Raw genomic sequence first — 20115 nt, 5'->3', positions numbered from 1 at the left:
ATGATCGTTATCCTTTGGTGCGGTTTCGGGATAGGCTGGCGCGAGTTTTAGGGGATCACTTTCACGACGATCCGCTCTCCGCGCGCGGATCACCACGATCACGCTAGGACACCTCTCCCGTATGGCCGACAGCGCCCTCTCCTCCGCCTCTCCGCGTTCGCGAACAGCGATGGCCGCGATAGCCGCCCTGTTCGCGCTCCTCCTCAGTCTGCTCGTGCCGCCTCCTGCGCAGGCCGCGCCCGCACCGATGCTGGCCGATGCCTTCGACCGCTCGGCGGCGTCGGGCTGGGGATCGCCGGAGTCGGGTTCGTACGTCGCGAATACCGCGGTCGTCTCGTCGGTCGACCCCGGCACCGCGATCCTGGAGCCGGTCGCACCCGGCCGGACGGCGAGCATGTCCTGGCGCGGGAGCACGCTGCGCGACATCGAGACTCGCACGGACTTCCGGATCCCCACGATCCCATCCACGGGAAGCGGGGTCTACTTCGGCGCGCACCTGCGGGCGACCGGCGAGGCCTCGTACGCCGCCCGCGTGCGCGTGCTGCCGGGAGGCCGTGCCGAGCTCGCGCTCGTCCGCACGGAGGGCGCGCAGAGCCGGGTGCTGCAGGAGCGCACGGTGCCCGTGGACGTCCAGGGGGATTCCGCGCTCGAGGTGCGTGCGATCGGGTCCGATCCGACCGTGCTGCAGGCCCGCGTGTGGAACACGAGTGACCCCGTGCCGGAGTGGCAGCTGGAGCGCGAGGAACGGGTGTCCGCGGGCCTCGGAGGGGCCGGCGCCGTCGCGTGGTCCGCGTACAGCTCCTCGGCCGGCCCCGCGCTGCCGGTCGAGCTGACAGCGGTCCGCGCGGGCGCGCCGGGGGTCGAGACCGAAACCGATGCGCCGACCGACTCCGATCCCGAGACCGCCCCCGAGCCCGCCCCCGAGCCGACCCCGTGGCTGGAGACGGGCGAAGCCGTGCTGGTCGACGACTTCGCCCGGCAGCTCGGCGACGGGTGGGGCGCTTCCGAGTCGGGCGTCGACTGGGTGGCGACCCCCGGCGCCGTGCTCTCGGTGTCCCCGAACGCAGGGTCGATCAGCAGCCCGGCCCCGGGCCGCACGAGTGCGGTGACCGCCGAGGAGCTGTCGGTGTCTGACACCGGGATGCGCTTCGAAGTGCGGATCCCCGACTTGCCGCGCGGCGGAGGCGGCCTGTACCTGACGTCGGGGTTGCGGGCCACCGACGCCGGTTCCGTCGGCGCACGCGTTCGAGTGCACCCGAGCGGGGCCGTCGACCTCGCGCTGGTGCAGACGACGGGCCTCACGGAGACGACGATCCTCCGGGAGATGCGTCTGGACACCCGGGTGAGCGCCGGCGACACGCTGCGCGTTCGCGTCTCCGCCGTCGGGCATCCTCGGATCGAGCTGGCCGCGTCGGCCTGGCTCTCGACCGCCGACGAACCGGCGACATGGGATCTGTCCGCCGCGAGTACCGGCGGCGGGGAGCCGGCGGGCGGGGTCCGGCTGTCGCTCTACACCTCGCAAGGCTCGGAGGTCGCGCCGCTCGTGATCGGGGCGCTGCGGGTCAGCGGTACTGATGTGCGGCCGGATCCCGAGCCGGCCCCGGATCCGGATCCCGAGCCGGATCCGGATCCCGAGCCGCAGCCCGGGCAGGATCCGGAATCCGCGCTGCGCGGGAACCCCGGCGCTGCGGCCCCCGGCACGCTCAGCTACGCGGTTCCGTCGGGTGCCGTCTTCGTCGCGCCCTCGGGCGACGACACGCGGGCGGGGGATCGGGCGGCTCCGTTGAAGACCATCGCGGCAGCCCTCCGCGCCGTGCCGAACGGCGGAACGATCGTCCTGCGCGCGGGCTCGTACCACGAGGAGGTCCTGGTGCCGCCGCAGAGGCGCGTGACCATACAGCCCTACCCGGGTGAGGAGGTGTGGCTCGACGGGGCGGCGCCGGTCACCGGCTGGCAGGCGTCCGGCGGTGCGTGGGTCAAGTCCGGGTGGGATCTGGAGCTCGATCCGAGCCCCACCTATTCCCGCGGGAAGCCGGACAACACGCAGGCCGGGTGGCAGTTCGTCAACCCGGAGCATCCGATGGCGGCGCACCCCGACCAGGTGTGGGTGGGCGGCGAGAAGCTGCGCCAGGTCGCCTCCCGCGGCCAGGTCGTTCACGGTGCCTTCTACGTCGATCGGGACCGCGACGAGCTGGTGATCGGCACCGACCCCACCGGGAAGCGGGTCGAGGCGAGCACGCTCGTGCAGGCGCTCTCCGTGCGCTCCGTCGGATCGGAGGTGCGCGGTATCGGCGTGCGCCGGTACGCTCCGAGCGTGCCGGACATGGGCGCGGTCATCGCCGCCGCCGCGGATGTCACCTTCACCGACGTCACGATCCGCGACAACGCGACGACGGGTTTCTACAGCTGGAGCCCCAGCACGACCCTGCGCCGCGTCTCGATGATCGACAACGGGATGCTCGGCGGAGGCGCGGCGACGGCGGACGGGCTGAGGCTCGAGGGTGTGCTCTCCACCGGCAACAACGCCGAGCGCTTCAACCGCGCCCCCGTGTCGGGCGCGTTCAAGATCGGGCGGTCGCGCGACGTGGCCGTCGTCGACTCGGCGTTCATCGACAACTTCGGTCAGGGCCCCTGGTTCGACGAGTCGGTCTACAACATCCGCTTCACGGGCAACGACGTCATCGGCAATACCGGCAACGGTGTCGTGCTGGAGCTGTCGGACACGGCGATCGTCGCCGACAACGTGGTCGCGGACAACGCGCTCACGGGCATCTACGTGATCAACACCGGCAACGCGCAGCTGTGGAACAACACGGTCGTCGACAACACCCGCAACATCAACATCACCCAGGATCGTCGCCGCGCTGCGACCGCCACCACCGGACACGATCCGCGGCAGCCGAAACCTGATCCGACGATGCCCTGGATCACGCGCAACACCGTCGTGGCGAACAACGTCGTCGGATCCCCCTCCGGGAACTGCCTGGTGTGCGTCGAGGACTCCTCGCGGGAGTTCACCGCCGCGAACATGGTGGCCTGGACCGACGGCAACCTCTACCATCGGGACGCCGCGTCCTCGCCCCGATGGTTCGGGGTCTGGTCGCGGGGATCCGCCGGCAACCCCGAGGTGACCGACACCCTGGAGCTCTTCCGCGCCGCGACCGGGCAGGAGACGCGGTCACGGCTGGTCGAGGGCGGCTCCCTCGTCACCGAGGACTACCGGCTCCGAGACGCGTACGCGACGAACCAGGCGGCTATCGCGCGGAGCGTGCCCGCCGCGGTCGCCGCGGCGTCGCACCTGGACCGGGGCAGTCAGCTGCTCGGAGCGCAGAGGCGATGAGGATCGACCGGCCGCTGAGGATCGACCGGCCGCTCAGGCGATCGTGCGGCTGATCGCGGCGCGGTAGTGGGCGGGAGCATGGCGGGCGAGCGCGAGCGAGCGCCCGTCCGCCGTGCTCCCGCACAGCTCGGTCCAATCGGCTCGCAGTCGGGCGAGCGCCTCGGCGAGTCCGCGCGCGTCGCCCGGCGCGACGAGCGTCGCCGAGGCGTAGCCCCCGACGGCCTCTCTCAGCCCCCTGATGTCGCTCGCGACGACGGGCCGCAGCGCCAGGACTCCTTCGACGGCGGTGTTGCCGAACGACTCGTCGAGGCGCGAGGGGACGACGATGGCATCGCTGGCGGCGAGGTGGGGCCAGATGTCGGGGTCGAAGCCGGCGAACTCCACCTCGACGCCGTCGGGGAGCGCGTCGGCGGTGTCGCGGAGCTCCCGCTCGTACCACTCGTTGCCGGGGAACACGGATCCGACCAGTGCGACGCGCACAGGGATGCCCTCGTGCGCGAGCAGCCGGGCCGCACCCAGCACGAGATCCGGACCCTTGCGCGGCGACAGGCGCCCGACGTAGCAGATCCGCATCGCTCCGGTCAGCTCGGCGCGGGGCGGCCGCGGCTCTTCGGGGCTCTCGACGCCGTTGTAGACCACCGTCGTCCGCGCCACGAGGGCGGGAATGCTCGCACCGAGCACTTCCCGCGAGTACTCGCTGTTGACGATCACCGTGTGCGCGGCCGTCATCGGCAGGTACGCGGCGGTGTTCACCCATCGATTGACCGAGCCCTCGGCCTCGTGGACGTGGCCCACCACTCGGGTTCGGCGCCATCGTGCGGCGATCGGCCAGTGCGGAAGTGTGATCGTGCTGATGTAGACGGCATCCGGCCGCACCTTCGACAGGAGCCGGTGAGCCGCGACGAGGCCCTGGATGCCGTCGCGCAGGAGCGTGCCCCAACCCGACGGACGGAGGAGCGCCTTCCGCAGCACCAGCATGGGGGTCAGCACGACCCGTGCGCCGACGGCCTGCACCGCGGCGACGAGCGGGCCGTGCTCCGGCAGTGCCACGACGACGTCGAGACCGGCCTCCCTGAGCCCGGTGACGCTCTCCAGGAACATCCGGTCGGAGCCGAAGAGCTCGGCCCCCGGATGCACGGCCAGCACGGTGCGCGGCGTCGCCATCAGCTCCACTCCAGGGGCGATCGGCTCGCGCGTCGCGCCGAGCGGTGCACGGAGTCGCCCGCCGCGAGGCGTCGCGCCAGATCCTCGTATCGCTCGGCGACGGCATTCCAGTCGAACTCCCCGGCCGCACGGCTCCGCACGGTGCGGCCGGCGGCGGCCACCTCCTCGGGGTCGGCCTCCGCGGCTCGCACGGCCCGCGCGACGCCCGCGCTGTCCGAGAAGAACCACCCGCCCCCGGCCGTCTCGCGATTGAAGCCGACGTCGAAGGCGATGACCGCGGTGCCGGCGCCCATCGCGCGCAGGAGCGACGGGTTGGTGCCCCCGACGGAGTGCCCGTGCAGATAGGTGAAGGCGTGGAAGTACAGCGCGTCGAGCAGCCCCTGGTCGTACACGCCGCCGAGCAGCCGGATGCGGTCGTCCCCGTCGGCGATCGCTTGAATCTGCCGGGTGTAGTCCGCACTGTACGGCGCGGATCCCACGACGGCGAGCGGCAATCGGGCGTCGCTCGCGGCGTAGCCCTCCACGATCTCGCGCACGTGGTTCTCCGGTTCGAACCGCGCGACCACCAGGTGGTAGCCGCGCGGCTCGAGCCCGATCCCGCGGACCCCGTCGTCGGCAGCCGCATCGAGGATCGGCGCGCCGTAGCGGATCATCTCGGTATCGACATCGAACTGGTGCCGGTAGTAGTCGGCGATGCCGGGCGCATCCGCGATCAGCGCGTCGGCCTGACGCACCCCGAACTGCTCGGCCCAGCGGTAGTAGGCGCGGCCGCGCGGTCCCCACTTCGATCGGCGCCACTCGAGCCCGTCCATGTGGAGCGCCGTCGGGATCCCCCTCGCTCGGAGCAGCGGGAGGAACGGGGAGTTCGCGGCGTTGAAGACGAACGCGACGTCCGGCCTCCGCCCCGCGATCGCGTGCACGGTCGACAGTCCGGTGTGGCTCAGCGTCTCCACCTGTTTCACCGGCACCGCGGGGAGATGGATGATCTCCATGCCGAGGTGCTCGCGTTCCCGGTGCTCCGACCCGCGGGTGTACACGAGGACGCGATGTCCGCGCTCGACCAGGCGGCGGCCGATCTCCTCGATCGCGGTCTCGAACCCGCCGTACGCGGCCGGCACCCCCCGCGTGCCGACCATCGCGATGGCGAGAGCCCGTCCGGCGTTCATGATGCCGGGACCGGGCCCTGCATCGATGCTGAGCGCCGGGCAGCTGCAGCGCGCGCGAAACGGATCGATCCCCTCATCTCGCCCCTTCCCGTCTGATCCCTCGGATCCTCCGGAGCGTGCCGCGCAGCGTGCGCAGGGCGAGGCGCGGGTGCGCCGTCGACAGGCGGGTGAGGCCGAAACCGCGGTATCGGGGGACGGCCCGTCCCGCCAGGCGCGATCCCCAGAGCCGTGCCGAGAGGAACTGGCGCCGCGACGTCTGCAGGGGCTGCGCCTGCGCGAGGCGCTCCGGGTCGAGCGGACGCAGCTCGATGACGCCGGCCTCCTGCGCCGCGAGGATGATCGCGAGCCCTCGCTCCGTCCGGGCGAGCAGTGCGCTCCGCCCCTCCTGCTCGCCGAACGTCGGGTACCCCTGCTCGTCCGAGTCCCAGGAATCGGCGGCGGCGATGTCGGCCGACTCTCCCACGCCGTCGGGGCAGATCTTGCAGCGCCACTGCGTCGTGGGTCCCAGCGCCTTTCCCCAGGAGCTGCCGTAGTCGGTGCTCACCTCGCCCGTGCCGAACACGGCCGTGAAGCGGCCGGGCCAGCCTCGGCCTCGGTACCACAGGTCCGTGACCTCATTGGGTTCGGGGCCGCCGAGATCTCGGATCAGCTGCTCGGTCGCATGCTGGCTGGGCGTGCCGGCGCAGAAGAACGAGAGCAGGACGGGAGAGTCGCCGAGCTCTCCGCCGGACAGCGCGCGAATGGCGCTCACCTCGCACGGCTTGGCGGTGACGGCATGGGCCGGATCGCTCGTCGCGAGTCGCCCCACGGCGACTGGCGCGTACCGGGAGCCGGCCGAGGCGAGCGCTTCCTCCTTCGAGACGATCCGCACGGGAACCGTCCGCACCGGCTGCCGCTCGTCTGCTGCCGCGGTGGTGACCTGGGCGGCGAGACCGGAGGACAGCATCCAGCCCTGAATCGCCGTGAGCACGCCGCCGCTGCTCGCCCGGTGCCGTGTCTCCGGATCGACCGCCCACGCCTCCCACAACCCGAAGTAGGAGCCGAGCAGCGGATGCCGGGTGCTCCCGCCGGGCCGGGCGGCGACGACCTGCCGCCCGGGACAGGAGCGCTTGAAGATGCGCACGGCCCGGTCGCGTTCATCGACCGGGCCCGAGGCCACCGGACGAAGATACCCCGAATCGTCGAGTTCCATCGAGAGCCCGGCATCGAGGAGGGTGCACACGCCGCAGCCCGAGCAGGCATCCGCCTGCAGCACCCTCGCTACCTGCTTTCGGACGGTACTCAAGGCGTTCCCTTCCCGGTGCCGGCTACTCCATCCTCCGTGGTGCCACTGTACCTTCTGTGCGCTGCTCCTGCACCCTCTTTCGACGGCCCGTATCGGGGGATCGGACGGGATCGGACGCAGGAGACGCGCGTCAGGCGTCGCGCATCAGGGGACGGGTGTCAGGCGGCAGTGCTCAGGAAGCAGCTGATCTGGTCGTGAAGGGTGCGGACGGTGTCCTTGACCTCGTGCAGCGCGCGTCGGTGCTGACGATCCGAGAGATGGTGCGCATCCGGGACGTCGAGCGGATGGGAGCTCGTGCGACCCGTGATGCGCTGTGCGAACTCGGAGATCGCCGGGAACCGGGAGGGCGGGCCAAGCAGCTGTGCACGCGAACGTCGCAGATTGAGTGCGTAGGCGTAGGCCCGAATCGGCTCGCTCGCCCCCACGGCGGCGAGGGCGTGCTCCTCCTCGATCGCGCCGAGCGATTGGGAACCCAGCAGCACGGCCTCCTGCAGGGTGAACGTCCGGGATCGCTGCCCGGGGTCGAGCCGCGCGAGCAGACCCCGCTCCTCGCGCGACGCCGCGATCACGAGCTGCACGCCGGCGAGGCTCTCCGCTCGGACCGGCCGCGAACGATGAGCCGCGCAGAACTCGCGGCTCGCGGGGGCGGGGGAGGCCAGCGACGCGGCGACGTCGCACATCCCGAGTTCCCGGGAGACGTCCGTGCCGCCGCTCATGACCGACCAGGACGCCTCTGATCCGCTTGCGCGCAGACGCTCCGCGAAGCTCGCCGCCATCAGCGGTGAACGGCACACGTTCGCCATGCAGACGAACGCGATCGAGTGTGACTCCCCATTCTTCTGCACGGCCCCTCCATCGCTATCTGGTCTCTCCGTAGTAGGACTTCTGCCCCCGATCCGGCTTCGTACGGTTCAGCACGGTGCCGAGGATGCGCGCACCCGCGCCCTCGAGGGACTTCATGCACTTCGCAAGCGCTGCGCGGCGGGTGGAGGTGTTCGCGACGACGACGACCCCGTCGACCAGGGGCGACAGGAGATTCGCATCCGCGACGCTGAGCACAGGAGGGGAATCGATGACGACGAAGTCGTATCGGGAGGCGGCCGCCTGGACCAGCTCGAGCATCGCGTTCGAGGTCAGGATCTCCGCGGGGTTCGGGGGGCTGCCCCCTGCGGTCAGCACGTCCAGCGAGGTCTCGGGGAGCCGGTACCCGGCGGCCTCGGCCTCGACGTCGCCCACGAGGACGCTCGTGAGACCGACCGAGCCGTCGATGCCGACCAGCCGGTGAATGCTCGGGCGTCGCAGATCGGCGTCGACCAGCAGCACGGTATGTCGGAGATCGGCGAGTGCGAGTGCGAGGTTCGCCGCCACGGTCGACTTGCCCTCGGAGGGGGCGGCCGAGGTGACGAGCACTGTTCTCACCTGAGAGCTGATGCTGGCGAACGTCAGCGCCGAGCGCACGCGGCGGAACTCCTCCGCGGTGTGCCCCATGGGCTCGCGCACGACACCCAGACCTCCGCCTTCGAGCAGCTTCGTCCGGGTGATCACCCCGAGTACGGGCGCCGCGCCGACCTCCGCGAGGATGTCCTCGTTGCGCACCCGCGTATCGAGGATGCTCGCCAGCAGCGCCGAGACGATGCCGACGAGCGCACCGACGATCGCTCCGAGCAGAGCGTCGCGAGTCTTGTTCGGCGTGGTCTGGAAGAGCGGTACGACCGCCTCATCGATCGTCTCGGCGCTGATCGTCGGAGTCTGCTCCGGGCCCTTCGGGGCCACCTCCAGGACCGTTGCCGTGAGGCTCTCGGCGACGGCGTTCGCCACATCCGCGGCGCGCTGCGGACTCGTGGACGATGCCGTGACCCGGAGGATGACGGTGTCCTGGGGGATGGACACCTCGATGGCGCGCGCCAGCCCGCGCGGAGTGGCGTCGAGCCCGAGGTCGTCGATGACGGGCTCCAGCACGCGTGAACTGGTCGCGAGTTGCGCGAAGGAGAGCATCTGGTTCTGGGTGTACGTCGAGCCCTGGTTGAGGTCGGACGCGCTGGTGCCGTGGTTGAGCGCAAAGTAGAGCGAAGCCGTGGCCTGGTAGACCGGGGTCTGCAGGCTGGCGGCGCCGTAGGAGACGCCGGCCCCGAGGACGCTCGCGAGTGCGATCACCATCCAGAACTTGCGGAGGGCAGCGAATAGCCGACGTCCCGTCCAAGCACTGGAATCAGTCATCGTCGCCTCCCACTTGACTTGTCATCTTAGTCGCAGGCGAGTACTCCCGACTCCGGTCGACTCGCGCCTACTATGGGACGATGGGAAGCGATGCACCGCGAGCAGCGCGAGTTCTGGTTCTGTGGGCCGACGAATCGTCTCCGAACCTGGGCGTCGCCGCGCTGGCGCGCGGCTCTCGGGACCTGCTCCGGAGGGCGGCGCCGGACGCGGAGTTCACCTTCGCGAACTACGGCAGCCGTCCGGCTCAGGTGCCGTGGGGCAGAACGCGCTCCCTCGTCAAGGAGCGGGTGCTGTCGCGGCTCGGCATGCAGGACTACTTCGCCGGGTTCGACCTCATCTGGGACACCCGGTCGGGTGACAGTTTCGCCGACATCTACGGGCTTCCGCGCCATCTGACGATGAGCGCCGTGCACGAGTTCGCCTGCCAGTCCGGAACGCCGGTCATGCTGGCACCGCAGACGATCGGCCCGTTCGGCACGAAGCGCGGGCGAGCGCTCGCCCGGCGCGTGCTCCGCCGCTCCGCCGCGGTGTTCGCCCGAGACCCGCAGAGCGACTCCGCGGCGGCCGCCCTCGGCCGCCGTCCCGATGCCGTGACGGCGGACCTCGTGTTCGGCATCGATCCTCCGGCGGCCGGCACCCGCCGCGACATCCTGCTCAACGTGAGCGGGCTGCTGTGGACCCCCAACGCGCACGTCGACGCGCACGCGTACCGCACGATCGTGCGCGACATCGTCGAGCGCCTGCAGGCGGAGGGGCGGGAGGTCTCGTTGCTGGCGCACGTGCGCCACTCCGACAACGCCGACGACGACGTCCCGGCGATCGACGATCTCCGTGCCGGGCTGCGGGGCGATATCGAGGTCGTCGTCCCCGACGATCTCGACTCCGTTCGCGCCGATATCGCGGGGGCGAACGCGGTGATCGGCTCGCGGATGCACGCGTGCCTCAACGCGCTCTCCGTCGGCGTGCCGGCGATCCCGCTCGCATACTCGCGCAAGTTCGGGTCCCTGCTGGAGTCGGTCGGCTGGAGGACGGGCTTCGACCTCCGCACCGACGACGCGACCGCCCTCGCCGCGCGCGTCGTGACGGCCGTGGGCGATGTCAGCCGTGACGATGCCCGGGCGGTCGCGACGACCGGTCGGGCGAGTCTCGAACAGCTCCTCGATCCGGTGCGGGCGGCGCTGTGACGAGCGCCTGAGCCAGGTCCCTCCACCGTCTGGCCAGAGAATCGGCGGCGGGCTCGGCCCCCGACTCTCCGTCGCAGATCGCGGCGTGCACCGTGCGTGCGAGCAGGAGGCCGCTGCGCTGCTCGGCGGTCGCCGCCCACGGACAGCCGGCGGCCGCGAACAGGGCCGTGAGCTCGGGATCCAGCGCCCCGTCGAGAAAGGCCCGGATCACCTCGTCGCCCGAGGCGACCACGATCCCGATGGGGTAGGCGAAGAACGGTTCCGGCTGCAGATCGCCGAGGTCGATGGGCGCCGGCGATCCGTCGGGCCGCACCATCAGGTTCTTCGCGGCTGCCTCGTAGGCGGAGGGCACCCACGGGATATCGCCCCGTTCGAGCCAGGCCGCGTCCGTCTCCCGCCACGCCTCCCTCAGCCCGGGCGGCGCCGCGCGGTCGACCGCCCGCTGCAGACGCGCGGCGAAGTCCCCCCGAGAGGCCCCGGGGTCCCCCTCGGCGGCGGTGAGCGCGGCGTAGGCGAGGAGAAGCGCACGCAGCGTCTCGATCCGCTCCGCCGGCGCCAGCTCGAGCAGGTGCCGGCCGTCCACGAACTCCTCGACGAGCGTACGCCCGTCGTCGGCGACCTCGAATGCGGGCGCTGCCACGTGACGGGTGAAGGCCCGCCGCCAGCCGAGGTAGCGCTCGTCGATCGCGTCTCCGCCGTAGGTGCGGAAGACACGACCACCGCGGGGGTCGACCAGCACCGTGCCGCCGTCGAACGCCACGATGGCGATCTCGGCGTTCCCGCTCGCGCCAGGGAGCCAGATGCACTGGCGCAGATCGCGTAGGAATCTCCGCGCGGTCGTCAGCCGTCCCGCAGACGACCGCGGCGACCGCACCGCCGCCTTGGTCAGGCGCACGTGCTCGGGCAGCGGCGGTCCTCCGATGCGACGCCAGAGCCGGGCCCCGCCCTTCACGTAGAGCCCGCCGCGCAGCTTCGGCGCGGCCTCCCGGATCGTGGCTCGCGCGGAGGCTTCGTCCCGTCGCAGGATCCGGCGTTCGGCGCGGGAGGTCATGGGGTCCCGCGCTCTCCCTCGTCGCCCGCCGAACCGTTGATCGCGTTCACCTCCCAGAAGTACGGGTTCTCCTCGACGAGTCGCTCGGCCGTGTCGAACGCCTCGAGCCGGCCGTCGGCCACGACCATGACCCGATCGCAGATCGCGAGCGTCGACAGGCGATGCGCGACCAGGAAGACGATGCTCCGGCCCGAGAGCTCCTGGAGCGACGTCTGCACGGCACCCTCCGACTTGACGTCGAGGGCGCTCGTCGGCTCATCGAGGATGATCACCGTAGGATTCGCCGCCAACGCGCGCGCCAGGCAGATGCGCTGCCGCTGGCCGCCGGAGACGGCCGATGCGCGTGCCCCGATCATCGTGTCGTACCCGTGCGGGAGCGAGAGAATCTCCTCGTGGATGTGGGCCTGCTTCGCGGCCCGCTCGGTGTCCGCGTCGCTGATGCCGTCGCGGAAGAAGCGGATGTTGTCCCGCACCGTGCCGTAGATCAGCTGCGGAACCTGCGGAACGTAGGACACGAGATTGTGCCAGTCGGCCGCGCGGACCTCGGTGGCATCGACCCCGTTGACGAGGTAGCTTCCCGAGTCCGGCTCGCGCAGGCGCAGGAGGATCTGCACCAGCGTCGACTTCCCGGCGCCCGACGGGCCCACGATCCCGATGATCTCGCCCATGCCGACCTCGAAGGTCATGTCCCGGATCCCGGCCTGACCGTCGCCGTACGCGTAGCTGACCCCGTCCATCGAGAGGGTGTCGATGCCCGGGATCACCGCGGCGCCCCTGCGCTGCGGATGCGCCTCGTAGCGCTCGATCGCGTCTGCGAGATGCTGCATGAACGGGACCTTCTCGTCGAAGGAGGTGATGGCCGTCTGCACCCGCTGACCGTAGGTCACCGCACGCACCAGGATGAGCACCACCGCCCCGAGCGTCGCGACGTTGCCCGTGCCCAGCAGCGCGACGACCGCGAGCGCCAGGACCAGGACCAGGAGCGCCACGCTCTGATACAGCGAGGGGACGGCCGCGGAGAGGAAGCGAACCCGCTCGAACGGCCGCTGCACGGCTCGCAGCTGCGCGTAGAACCGGTCGCGGTAGGTCTCGCTCGCTCCGAACACCTGGGTCTCCTCGGCGAGCGTCGCGACCTCCTGCGTGCTCTTCGCGTACTCGATGTTCTCGCTGCTGAGAGTCTTCGACGTGCGCTGCAGCACCCGCGACATGGGGCGCAGCGCGGCGAAGAGGATCAGCGAGACGCCCGTGATCACCAGCGCGGCCGTGACGCTCATCGCGACGGCGGACACCAGAAGCGTGAGGAACATGAACAGCGACGAGATCGCGACGCTCATCAGAATCACGCTCTCCGCCGTCGCGCGGACCTGATTGATCATCACCGCCTGGAACCCGCCCTCGCGCTCGCTCGCCTTCACCGGCCAGGCGGCCCGGACGAAGGCGTCGAACAGCCGTGTGCGCAGATCGACCATGGCCTGCCCGCTCATCTTCGCCGGGAGGTGCGCGACCCACAGCTGGAGCGCGCCGCGCACGACGGCGAAGAGAATGCTCGCGATGATCACCGGCATGATCGCTCCGGAGAGCGTCACGCCGAACATCTCGATGTCCACCACCCCGCGCCGCTCGGCGAGCGACATCGCGATCGCGGCGATCAGGGTCAGGAGGACCGCCTCCGCCAGCCCCGAGAACACCGACACCACGGCGATCAGCACGATCTGCCCGCGCGAGCCGACGAAGAACGGGGACAGCCTCCGCCAGGTGGCGAGCGCGGTCCTCGCCGCGGCCAGCGGGGACTGCCGGCCCGGCGGCCGTGCCTTGTCGTCATCCATGTCGTCCTCCGTCACCCGTCATCGCCGACCCCCCCTGCCCTCATCCCCGCACCGGGGTGCTCGGGGCATCCCTTCCGTTCGCCTCGTGGCGGGCCGGTCGCCGCTTCTGCTCGCGCGCGACGGGATCGCTCGTGCGACCGGACTGCGCTGTCGCCGCGACACCGACGAGGAACCAGAGCAGCATTCCGTACTGGGTGATGAGGGCGACCGCGAACAGGCTCACGATCTGCGCGAGGACGGCGATGCCGGCGGCGTTCATGCCCTGCCTCGCCGAGATCACGATCGCGGCGATCACGACGGCGAAGAGGAGGGCGGTCGGCAGGTATCCGAATCTCAACAGGATCGAGAGGATCGCGTTGTCGACCGAACGGGCGAAGAACCCGAGGTAGGTGTCCCCGACGACGAGCGTCTCCCAGCTCCGGTCGCCTCCCATGAGGCGCACCTGGCCGAGGAGCACCAGCAGATCGGTGCGGTATCCGGCGCTTCCCGCGGCTTCGTCGCCGGCCGACTCGAAGACGCCGGAGAGGAAGGGGACGACCGCGAGGGCGGCCGCGGTGAGGGAGGCTCCGATCACGAGCCTCATCCGCAGGCTGAGCTCGCGCAGGAAGAGGACCGACAGGGCGACGGTCAGCGCGAAGGTGACGAGTCCGACGCGGCTGAAGGTGAAGACCGTCGCCGCGCCGACGAGCGCGACCCCGGCGATCTTGGCCGCGGGACGCCAGCGGGCCGCGAGCACGAAGGCGGACAGCATGGCGAGCACTGCGCCCAGGGCGATCGAGTGCCCCAGCGCTCCCTCCGCGCGGATGAACCCCGCGCGCTCCTGGAGCGGGCTCCACGTCGTGTAGGAGACGCCGGAACCCGGGATCAGCACGAACAGGTTGGTACTGGTTAGGAACTCGATGACGGTCAGCGATGCCAGCACCACCGCCGCGCCGGCCAGGCACTTCGTGATGAACGCACCGGGCAGGCGTTCCGCCACGATGCGACCCCAGAAGTAGAAGGCGAGCCAGTCGAGCACCGCCGTCAGATACGCGGAGAGCCGCACCTCGCCGGCGAGTTGCAGCACGGTGAGCAGCAGGATGAGCGCGATGACGACGACGTCCAGGCCGTTGAAGCGGAGACCCTCCACCTGGAGCGCGATCGCCAGCAGGGTGAGGCCGACGATCGCGGACCAGAAGATGCCGAAGCTGACGCCCACCCAGACGGGCACGAGCAGCAGCGCGACCAGCCACACGACGAAGGTCACCCGCGGGAACACCCGGAAGACCACTGCGAGGATGCCGAGCGCGGCGAGGCCGCCCACTGCCAGCAGCACGGTCGTAGCATCTAGCGGCATCCCGGATCACCCACTCATCGAGCTCGGCAGCGAGGATCTGGGCAGATCCTCCTGCCGAGCCCGAGTCTAACCGATCGCGTTCACGCGCAGTGCGTCGATCGAGACCACGACGGGAGTCGCGGACGTGCTGGATCGGTTGATGCGGAATCCGCTGCTTCCCGCGACCTGGAGCTCCGGCGCCGAATCGCTCGCGGTCAACTGCCAGCCGGACGGCTCCGGCTCGCCGGACTTCCAGACCTTGCCGAGCAGCTGGGTCGTGCCGCTTCCCGCGACGCCGACCCTGATGCTCAGCTCATCGCCGGCCGCGTAGGTGAGATTCGGCACCGCGTAGGTCATGATCGCCGTGGAGCCGCGCTGGGCGACCAGCCAGACCCTGCCATCCGTGCGCAGCCACACGTTGACCAGATAGTACGTGCTTCCCGTGTGGCGGGCGACCGCGCCGACGTAGGTGGCGCCGTCCGCGGGCGCCGAGTCGACGCTGAAATCGGTGGTCAACTCGGTGTCGAGCGCCGAGGCCCCGGTGAGCAGTGCCGTCCGGGTGCTGCCCGGGGCCAGGGTCATCCGCGCCTTGCCATCGGCGACCGATGCCGCCGATGCCGCTCCGCCGCCGATCGTCCAGGCCCCGCCGACGTCGGCGTTCCCCCACGAGGCGGTGGCGCTGCGCTCGAAGTCGTCCTGGGCCAGGAGCCCGGGAGCGGGCGGCGCCTCGGCGATGACCTCGCGAGTGGTGGTGCCCGTCGCTCCGTCGTCGTCGGTGACGGTCAGGGTGATGGTGTACTGGCCCGGTGCCGCGTAGACGTGCGAGGCGGAGACGCCGGGATCCGTCGGGGATCCGTCGCCCCAGTCCCACTCGTACGATGCGATCGTGCCGTCCGGGTCGGTGGACGCCGCGGCATCCACCGTCACCGAGAGACCGGATACCGCCGGTGCGAAGTCGGCGACCGGAGGAACGTTCTCCGTCGGCTCGGGTTCGGGTTCCGGTTCCGGTTCGGGCTCCGGCTCCGGTTCGGGTTCCGGTTCGGGCTCGGGGTCCGGGGTCGGAACGCCGAGGTCGCGGACCGTCACGCGGTCGAAGGCCACGACGCCGGTGACGGTCGAGGTGGAACCGAGGTTGTAGCGGACCGATACGTAGCCGGCCTGCTGGAGGCCCGGTGTCGAGTCCGTCGCCGTCAGCTGCCACGCCTGCGGCTCGGCCGCGCCCTGCGCCCAGATCTTCCCGCGCAGCGTGGTCGGACTCGATCCGGAGACCTCCGTCTTGATCGTGAACTCGTCGCCCTGCGCCCAGCTCATGCCGGAGATCGCCTGGGTGGCGAGAACAGTGCCGCCCTGCTGCGCGACCAGCCAGACCGTCCCGTTGTTCCGGTGCCACGCGTGGATCGTGTAGCGGTCCGTCGCGGTCTGGCGCAGCGAGAGGCCCACATAGCCGGCGCCCACCGCGGGTCCGAAGTCGGTGCGGTAGTCCAGCACCGCCTCGGAGTCGGCGATCGACACGTCCTGCAGCGCCATCTGACGGGTGCCGCTGGGAGCGAGGGCGAGCACGCCGTGCGTGCCATCGGTCGAGGCGACGTTCGCGGAACCGCTCATCGTCGTCCACACGCCGCCGGTCGGTGCCGCGCCCCAGCCGTTGGACACGACGCGTTCGAACTCGTCGAGGACGGTGTAGACCGTCGCCTCGACCGATACCGTGCGGGCGAACGCGGTGCTCGCGCCCAGGCTGTCCGTCGCCGTCAGCGTGATCTCGTAGGTGCCGTCGGCTGCGTAGGCGTGGGAGGCCTGAGCGCCGGACGATCCCGCGCTGCCGTCGCCCCAGTCCCAGGAGTAGGTGAGCGTGGCCCCGTTCGAGGCGGTCGACGCGCTGGCGTCCGTCTCGACGGTCAGTCCCGAGACCGACGTCTCGAACGTCGCCACCGGTGCGGCATGGCTCGCCTCGACCTCATGACTCGTGCTCGCGGAGCCGCCCCGGTCGTCGGTCACGGTGAGCGTCACCGTGTAGGTCCCCGCCGCCGAGTAGGCGTGCGTGGCCAGGGCGCCCGAGCCTGCTGCGCTGCCGTCGCCCCAGTCCCAGGCGTAGGACTCGATGGTGCCGTCGGGATCCGTCGAGCCCGAGCCGTCGGCCGTGACCGTCAGGCCGTTCACCGAGGGTGTGAAGGACGCGGTGGGAGGCACGTTCGGTCCCAGCACCGATACCTCCTGCTCCGTCGTCCCGATGAGACCGTGGTTGTCGCGAACGGTGAGCGTCACCGTGTACGTCCCGGTCCCGGCGTAGCTGTGCGACCGGGTCGCAGAGGTCCCGGAGACGGTCGATGAGCCGTCGCCGAAGTTCCAGGAGTAGTCCACGATGCTGCCGCCGCCCGAGACCGTCGATCCCGAGCCGTCGAAGGCGACCGTGAGCTCGTCGGCCGTGGCGGTGAAGCTCGCCGTCGGCACGTCGCGGCCCGTGCCGATCGCGTAGTGCGTCGCGACCTGCGCGGCGCTGAGCGCGTGCGGGTAGACCGCCACCTCGTCGATCGCGCCGGAGAACCAGTCGGAGGAGGGCCGGTTGGGCCAGCTGTTCAGGTTGTCGCCGCCGATGCGCCAGAAGCCGCTGAACCCCTCGCCGGTGGTGACGCTCGGATTCGATGCGACGAGCTGCCCGTCGACGTAGAGCTTCATCCCCTCGCCGCTCAAGGTCGAGACGGCGTGGTGCCACTGGCCGTTGTTGTAGCTCGACGGAGAGGTCACCACCTGCGTCGACCCCGGGTACACCCCGAAGTTCAGGCGGCCGTCGTTGCGCATGTAGATGTGGCGGTCGTACGAGGACGAGGATCCCGTCTGGTTGTTGCCGTAGCCGATCAGCTTCCCGCCGTTGTTCGTCGACGTCCTGAACCACAGCTCGGTGGTGAACTCCGTGGGCGTCGGCGGCCGCGTGGTGCTCGAGACGCGACCCGTCGTGGAGCCGTTGAAGTTCGAGAAGCCCGTAGTGGATCCGACGACCGCGCTCGGCTGCTGCGCCTGGACGCCCCCGCCGAACACCGGCGGGTTCGCCCCCGCCCAGTCGGCGTTGCTGTTGCCCAGCGGGTAGTAGAGGCTCGCGCCGTCGTCGAGCACGGCGCTCGTGTACTCGGCCGAGGCCGCGCTGCTCGCCGTCGCGGTCACGGGCTGGCTCACGACGGAGTTGCCGTCGCCGTCCTTGACCGTGATCCGGTAGGTGTAGCTCTGGCCCGCCACGACGCTCGTGTCCGTCAGGCTCACGGTGGGCACGTTCCACCACCCGTTCGAGCGTGTGGTCGAGGCGATCACGCCGCTCGTGCCGGTGCGGGTGAGCTCGTACGTCAGATCCCGATCGTCACGATCCCAGGTGCCCGCGATCGATAGCCTGATGCGTCCGGGGACGACGGTCGAGGCCGCCGGGGCGCCCCAGGCCGCGGTGGTCGTGCGCGGGCCGTCCTTGGCGCCGCCCGGCGGGGCCGTCGAGAAGCGGACGATGCCCTGGAAGTAGTTGCCGTTGACCCCGGGGAACTCGCCGGCGACCGAGATGACGTTGCCCGCCCCGGTGATGGACAGTCCCGCCTGGTTGAGCCCGGTCGCGGTGCCCGTGAAGAAATCCGGGTACCAGACGTATGCCGCGGGGGCCGGCTCGCCCTCCCAGTTGACATAGAGGCTGCCGGTGTGCGGCTGGCGCGACAGGGTGCCTCGCACGTCCGCCGTCATGGCGTGGACGAACTTGTGGGTTCTCGGCGACTGCTCCGGCCACAGGCCCACGGTGCTGCAGGCGTGCGTGTGGGTCGTCGAGTACACGACGCTGCCGGTCGAGTAGACGCCGTAGTGATCGCCGAGGCAGTCGGCCATCCAGCGCGTCGTGCCCGAGGTGGGTTCCAGGGCGAAGACGCCCTCCATGTTGCCGACTTGGGCGTTCGCGAACACCCAGCCGGTGCCGTAGATCCCGCTGGCGTCCGTATTGAGCGCGAAGATGCCGGCCTTGCCGCGGTCGTTTCCGGTTCCCCAGCCGTTCTTGACCTTCGCCGTTCCCGCCCAGGAGGCGTTGACCTGCCCGTTGCCCGCGTTGACGGAGACCAGCCCGCGCCAGGTACCGTTGCCGTTGACGTTCGAGAATCGCCCTCCGACGATGACGTGCTGACCGTCCGGATCCATGACCATCGTGTCCACCTGCTGGTCGGGCTGAGCGACCCAGTCGGTGCGGAGCGCGCCGTTCGAGGCGGCGAACGCGGCGAGATTGCTCCGGGCCGTGCCGTTCGCCTGCGTGAAGAGCCCGCCGACGTACACCGCGCCGGCGTCGGCCGCGAGCGCGTAGACGCCGGAACCGCCGATGGACGGGGTGAACCCCGGCACGAGCTGTCCGGTCTGCGCGTCGAGTGCGGCGATGTTCCAGCGCGATTGGCCGTTGACGTTGTTGAACGAGCCGCCGATGTAGATCCGGCTGCCGTCGGGTGAGGCGGCGACGGCCTTGATCGTCCCGTTGACCGTGGGAGCGAACGGCAGCAGCGCGCCGGTGTTGATGTCGAACGCCAGGATGTTCGTGCGGGGTGTCAGCGACGTGCCGGGCGCCGCCTGCGCCGGGCGTGCGTTCTGGAACTGGCCGACCGCGTACACCGTCGTGCCGATCGTCGCCTGCGACCAGACATAGCCGCTGTCGATCTGAACGGTCGGCAGCGGATCGCCGGTGACGACCGACTCGTCGCGTTGCAGCAGCGGTGGCGGCGAGGGCAGCGGATCGTCCGCGACGGCGGCCGTCGCTCCTCCGAGGACGATGGCGCTGGCCACCAGTGTGGTCGTCGCGATCGCAGCGATGACGGCCCGCAGGCCACGTCCGGCAGATGGCATGAGTTACTCCGACTCGTCAGGGCGTGCGCCCGGTGAACTGCGCGACGGGCTCGCCCGCTGCGTAATTCACGCTGATGGTGATGTCCCGGCCGTCGGCCGGGTCGAGCATGAACAGGTAGCGCCCTTCGGCGCTCTCCCGGGGGGCGATGTCACCGCCCAGCGGCGCGGCTCCGCCGGCGATCGTCGGAATGCCGAGGTCGCCTTCGGGGGTCTCGAGCGTGACGACCGCGGAGTCGACGCTCTGCGTCTCGGAGGAGGTGTTGGTGACCGAGACCACGACCGCTACCGCGGAGCCCGCGACGTCGCCGGGCGTCTCGGCCTCGACCGTCGTGGTCGTGATGGAGCCGAGCGCGACGACGAACCCGGTCGAGAGTTCGATCTCCTCGTCGATCTCGCCCTCCACGATCGGAAGCTCGGGCTGCTCGGTCGGGCCGACGCTGCCCGGCGGTGCCGGGGAGGGATTCGAGACCGAATTCGGTGCCGCGGATTCGTCCGCGGCGGAGCCGGACGAGTCGGACGCCTGCGAATCGCCGTCCGGTGAGGCCACGCATCCGGTCAGGCTCAGGGCAGCTGCGACTGCGCCGACGATCATCCACCGCCCGCGAATACCGGATGCCACACGTAATGACGTCACAACAGTCCCCTTAACTGCTAGCGGCCCACACGGTCGAGCTCCATTGCTCTCGGTGATGGCCGATACGGCATCGTAAGGAGAGGCGCGCCGG

12 protein-coding genes are annotated in these 20115 nt (G+C 70.8%); 2 read left to right on the top strand and 10 right to left on the bottom strand.

Annotated features, from left to right (window positions below; genetic code table 11):
- Window positions 1-169 precede the first annotated feature (169 nt).
- Window positions 170-3340, top strand: a complete 3171-nt coding sequence (locus tag AMS65_RS13425) for a right-handed parallel beta-helix repeat-containing protein (protein WP_241489450.1) — start codon at window positions 170-172, stop codon at window positions 3338-3340.
- 33 nt (window positions 3341-3373) lie between these two features.
- Here AMS65_RS13425 and AMS65_RS13420 read toward each other — a convergent pair whose 3' ends face one another.
- From AMS65_RS13420 to AMS65_RS13400, 5 genes are all read right to left on the bottom strand, one after another.
- Window positions 3374-4504: a glycosyltransferase gene (locus AMS65_RS13420; RefSeq protein ID WP_053384683.1), complete on the bottom strand. Its 1131-nt coding sequence runs from the start codon at window positions 4502-4504 to the stop codon at window positions 3374-3376.
- Window positions 4504-5670, bottom strand: a complete 1167-nt coding sequence (locus AMS65_RS13415; protein ID WP_053384682.1) for a glycosyltransferase — start codon at window positions 5668-5670, stop codon at window positions 4504-4506. The genes AMS65_RS13420 and AMS65_RS13415 overlap by 1 nt, the downstream gene beginning before the upstream one ends.
- Window positions 5671-5743: 73 nt before the next feature.
- Window positions 5744-6955 (bottom strand): Coenzyme F420 hydrogenase/dehydrogenase, beta subunit C-terminal domain, encoded by a 1212-nt coding sequence (locus AMS65_RS13410; protein ID WP_075201003.1) that lies wholly within the window; start codon window positions 6953-6955, stop codon window positions 5744-5746.
- Between the two features lie 158 nt (window positions 6956-7113).
- Complete coding sequence (locus AMS65_RS13405; protein ID WP_053384680.1) at window positions 7114-7800, bottom strand: arsenate reductase/protein-tyrosine-phosphatase family protein; 687 nt, start codon at window positions 7798-7800, stop codon at window positions 7114-7116.
- 13 nt (window positions 7801-7813) lie between these two features.
- Complete coding sequence (locus AMS65_RS13400; RefSeq protein ID WP_053384679.1) at window positions 7814-9172, bottom strand: polysaccharide biosynthesis tyrosine autokinase; 1359 nt, start codon at window positions 9170-9172, stop codon at window positions 7814-7816.
- An 80-nt stretch (window positions 9173-9252) separates the two neighbouring features.
- Here AMS65_RS13400 and AMS65_RS13395 point away from each other — a divergent pair, with 80 nt between their 5' ends.
- Window positions 9253-10356, top strand: coding sequence for a polysaccharide pyruvyl transferase family protein (locus AMS65_RS13395; protein WP_053384678.1), 1104 nt, complete (start codon window positions 9253-9255; stop codon window positions 10354-10356).
- Here the strand turns inward: AMS65_RS13395 and AMS65_RS13390 are convergent.
- The 5 genes from AMS65_RS13390 to AMS65_RS13370 form a co-directional block, all read right to left on the bottom strand.
- Window positions 10271-11407 (bottom strand): hypothetical protein, encoded by a 1137-nt coding sequence (locus AMS65_RS13390; RefSeq protein WP_053384677.1) that lies wholly within the window; start codon window positions 11405-11407, stop codon window positions 10271-10273. The genes AMS65_RS13395 and AMS65_RS13390 overlap by 86 nt on opposite strands.
- Window positions 11404-13233 (bottom strand): ABC transporter ATP-binding protein, encoded by a 1830-nt coding sequence (locus AMS65_RS13385; protein WP_053384676.1) that lies wholly within the window; start codon window positions 13231-13233, stop codon window positions 11404-11406. Before AMS65_RS13385 ends, AMS65_RS13390 begins: the two co-directional genes overlap by 4 nt.
- 40 nt (window positions 13234-13273) lie before the next feature.
- On the bottom strand, window positions 13274-14548 hold the full coding sequence (locus tag AMS65_RS13380; protein WP_053384675.1) for a hypothetical protein: 1275 nt from the start codon (window positions 14546-14548) through the stop codon (window positions 13274-13276).
- 87 nt (window positions 14549-14635) lie between these two features.
- Entirely contained in the window at window positions 14636-19390 is a 4755-nt protein-coding gene (locus AMS65_RS13375; protein ID WP_053384674.1) for a PKD domain-containing protein, read from the bottom strand.
- Between the two features lie 16 nt (window positions 19391-19406).
- Complete coding sequence (locus AMS65_RS13370) at window positions 19407-20024, bottom strand: hypothetical protein (protein WP_241489449.1); 618 nt, start codon at window positions 20022-20024, stop codon at window positions 19407-19409.
- Window positions 20025-20115: the final 91 nt, after the last annotated feature.

Origin of the sequence: Leucobacter celer subsp. astrifaciens (assembly GCF_001273835.1) — a bacterium.
Taxonomy (GTDB): domain Bacteria; phylum Actinomycetota; class Actinomycetes; order Actinomycetales; family Microbacteriaceae; genus Leucobacter; species Leucobacter celer.
Note: the sequence above shows the minus strand (reverse complement) of the source record. Positions and strands in the feature narration are given on the sequence as shown.

Coding starts and splice junctions, on each gene's coding strand:
- AMS65_RS13425 (WP_241489450.1), top strand. CDS start 170: ATGGCCGCGATAGCCGCCCTGTTCGCGCTCCTCCTCAGTCTGCTCGTG.
- AMS65_RS13420 (WP_053384683.1), bottom strand. CDS start 4,504: ATGGCGACGCCGCGCACCGTGCTGGCCGTGCATCCGGGGGCCGAGCTC.
- AMS65_RS13415 (WP_053384682.1), bottom strand. CDS start 5,670: ATGAACGCCGGACGGGCTCTCGCCATCGCGATGGTCGGCACGCGGGGG.
- AMS65_RS13400 (WP_053384679.1), bottom strand. CDS start 9,172: ATGACTGATTCCAGTGCTTGGACGGGACGTCGGCTATTCGCTGCCCTC.
- AMS65_RS13395 (WP_053384678.1), top strand. CDS start 9,253: ATGGGAAGCGATGCACCGCGAGCAGCGCGAGTTCTGGTTCTGTGGGCC.
- AMS65_RS13390 (WP_053384677.1), bottom strand. CDS start 11,407: ATGACCTCCCGCGCCGAACGCCGGATCCTGCGACGGGACGAAGCCTCC.
- AMS65_RS13385 (WP_053384676.1), bottom strand. CDS start 13,233: ATGGATGACGACAAGGCACGGCCGCCGGGCCGGCAGTCCCCGCTGGCC.
- AMS65_RS13375 (WP_053384674.1), bottom strand. CDS start 19,390: ATGCCATCTGCCGGACGTGGCCTGCGGGCCGTCATCGCTGCGATCGCG.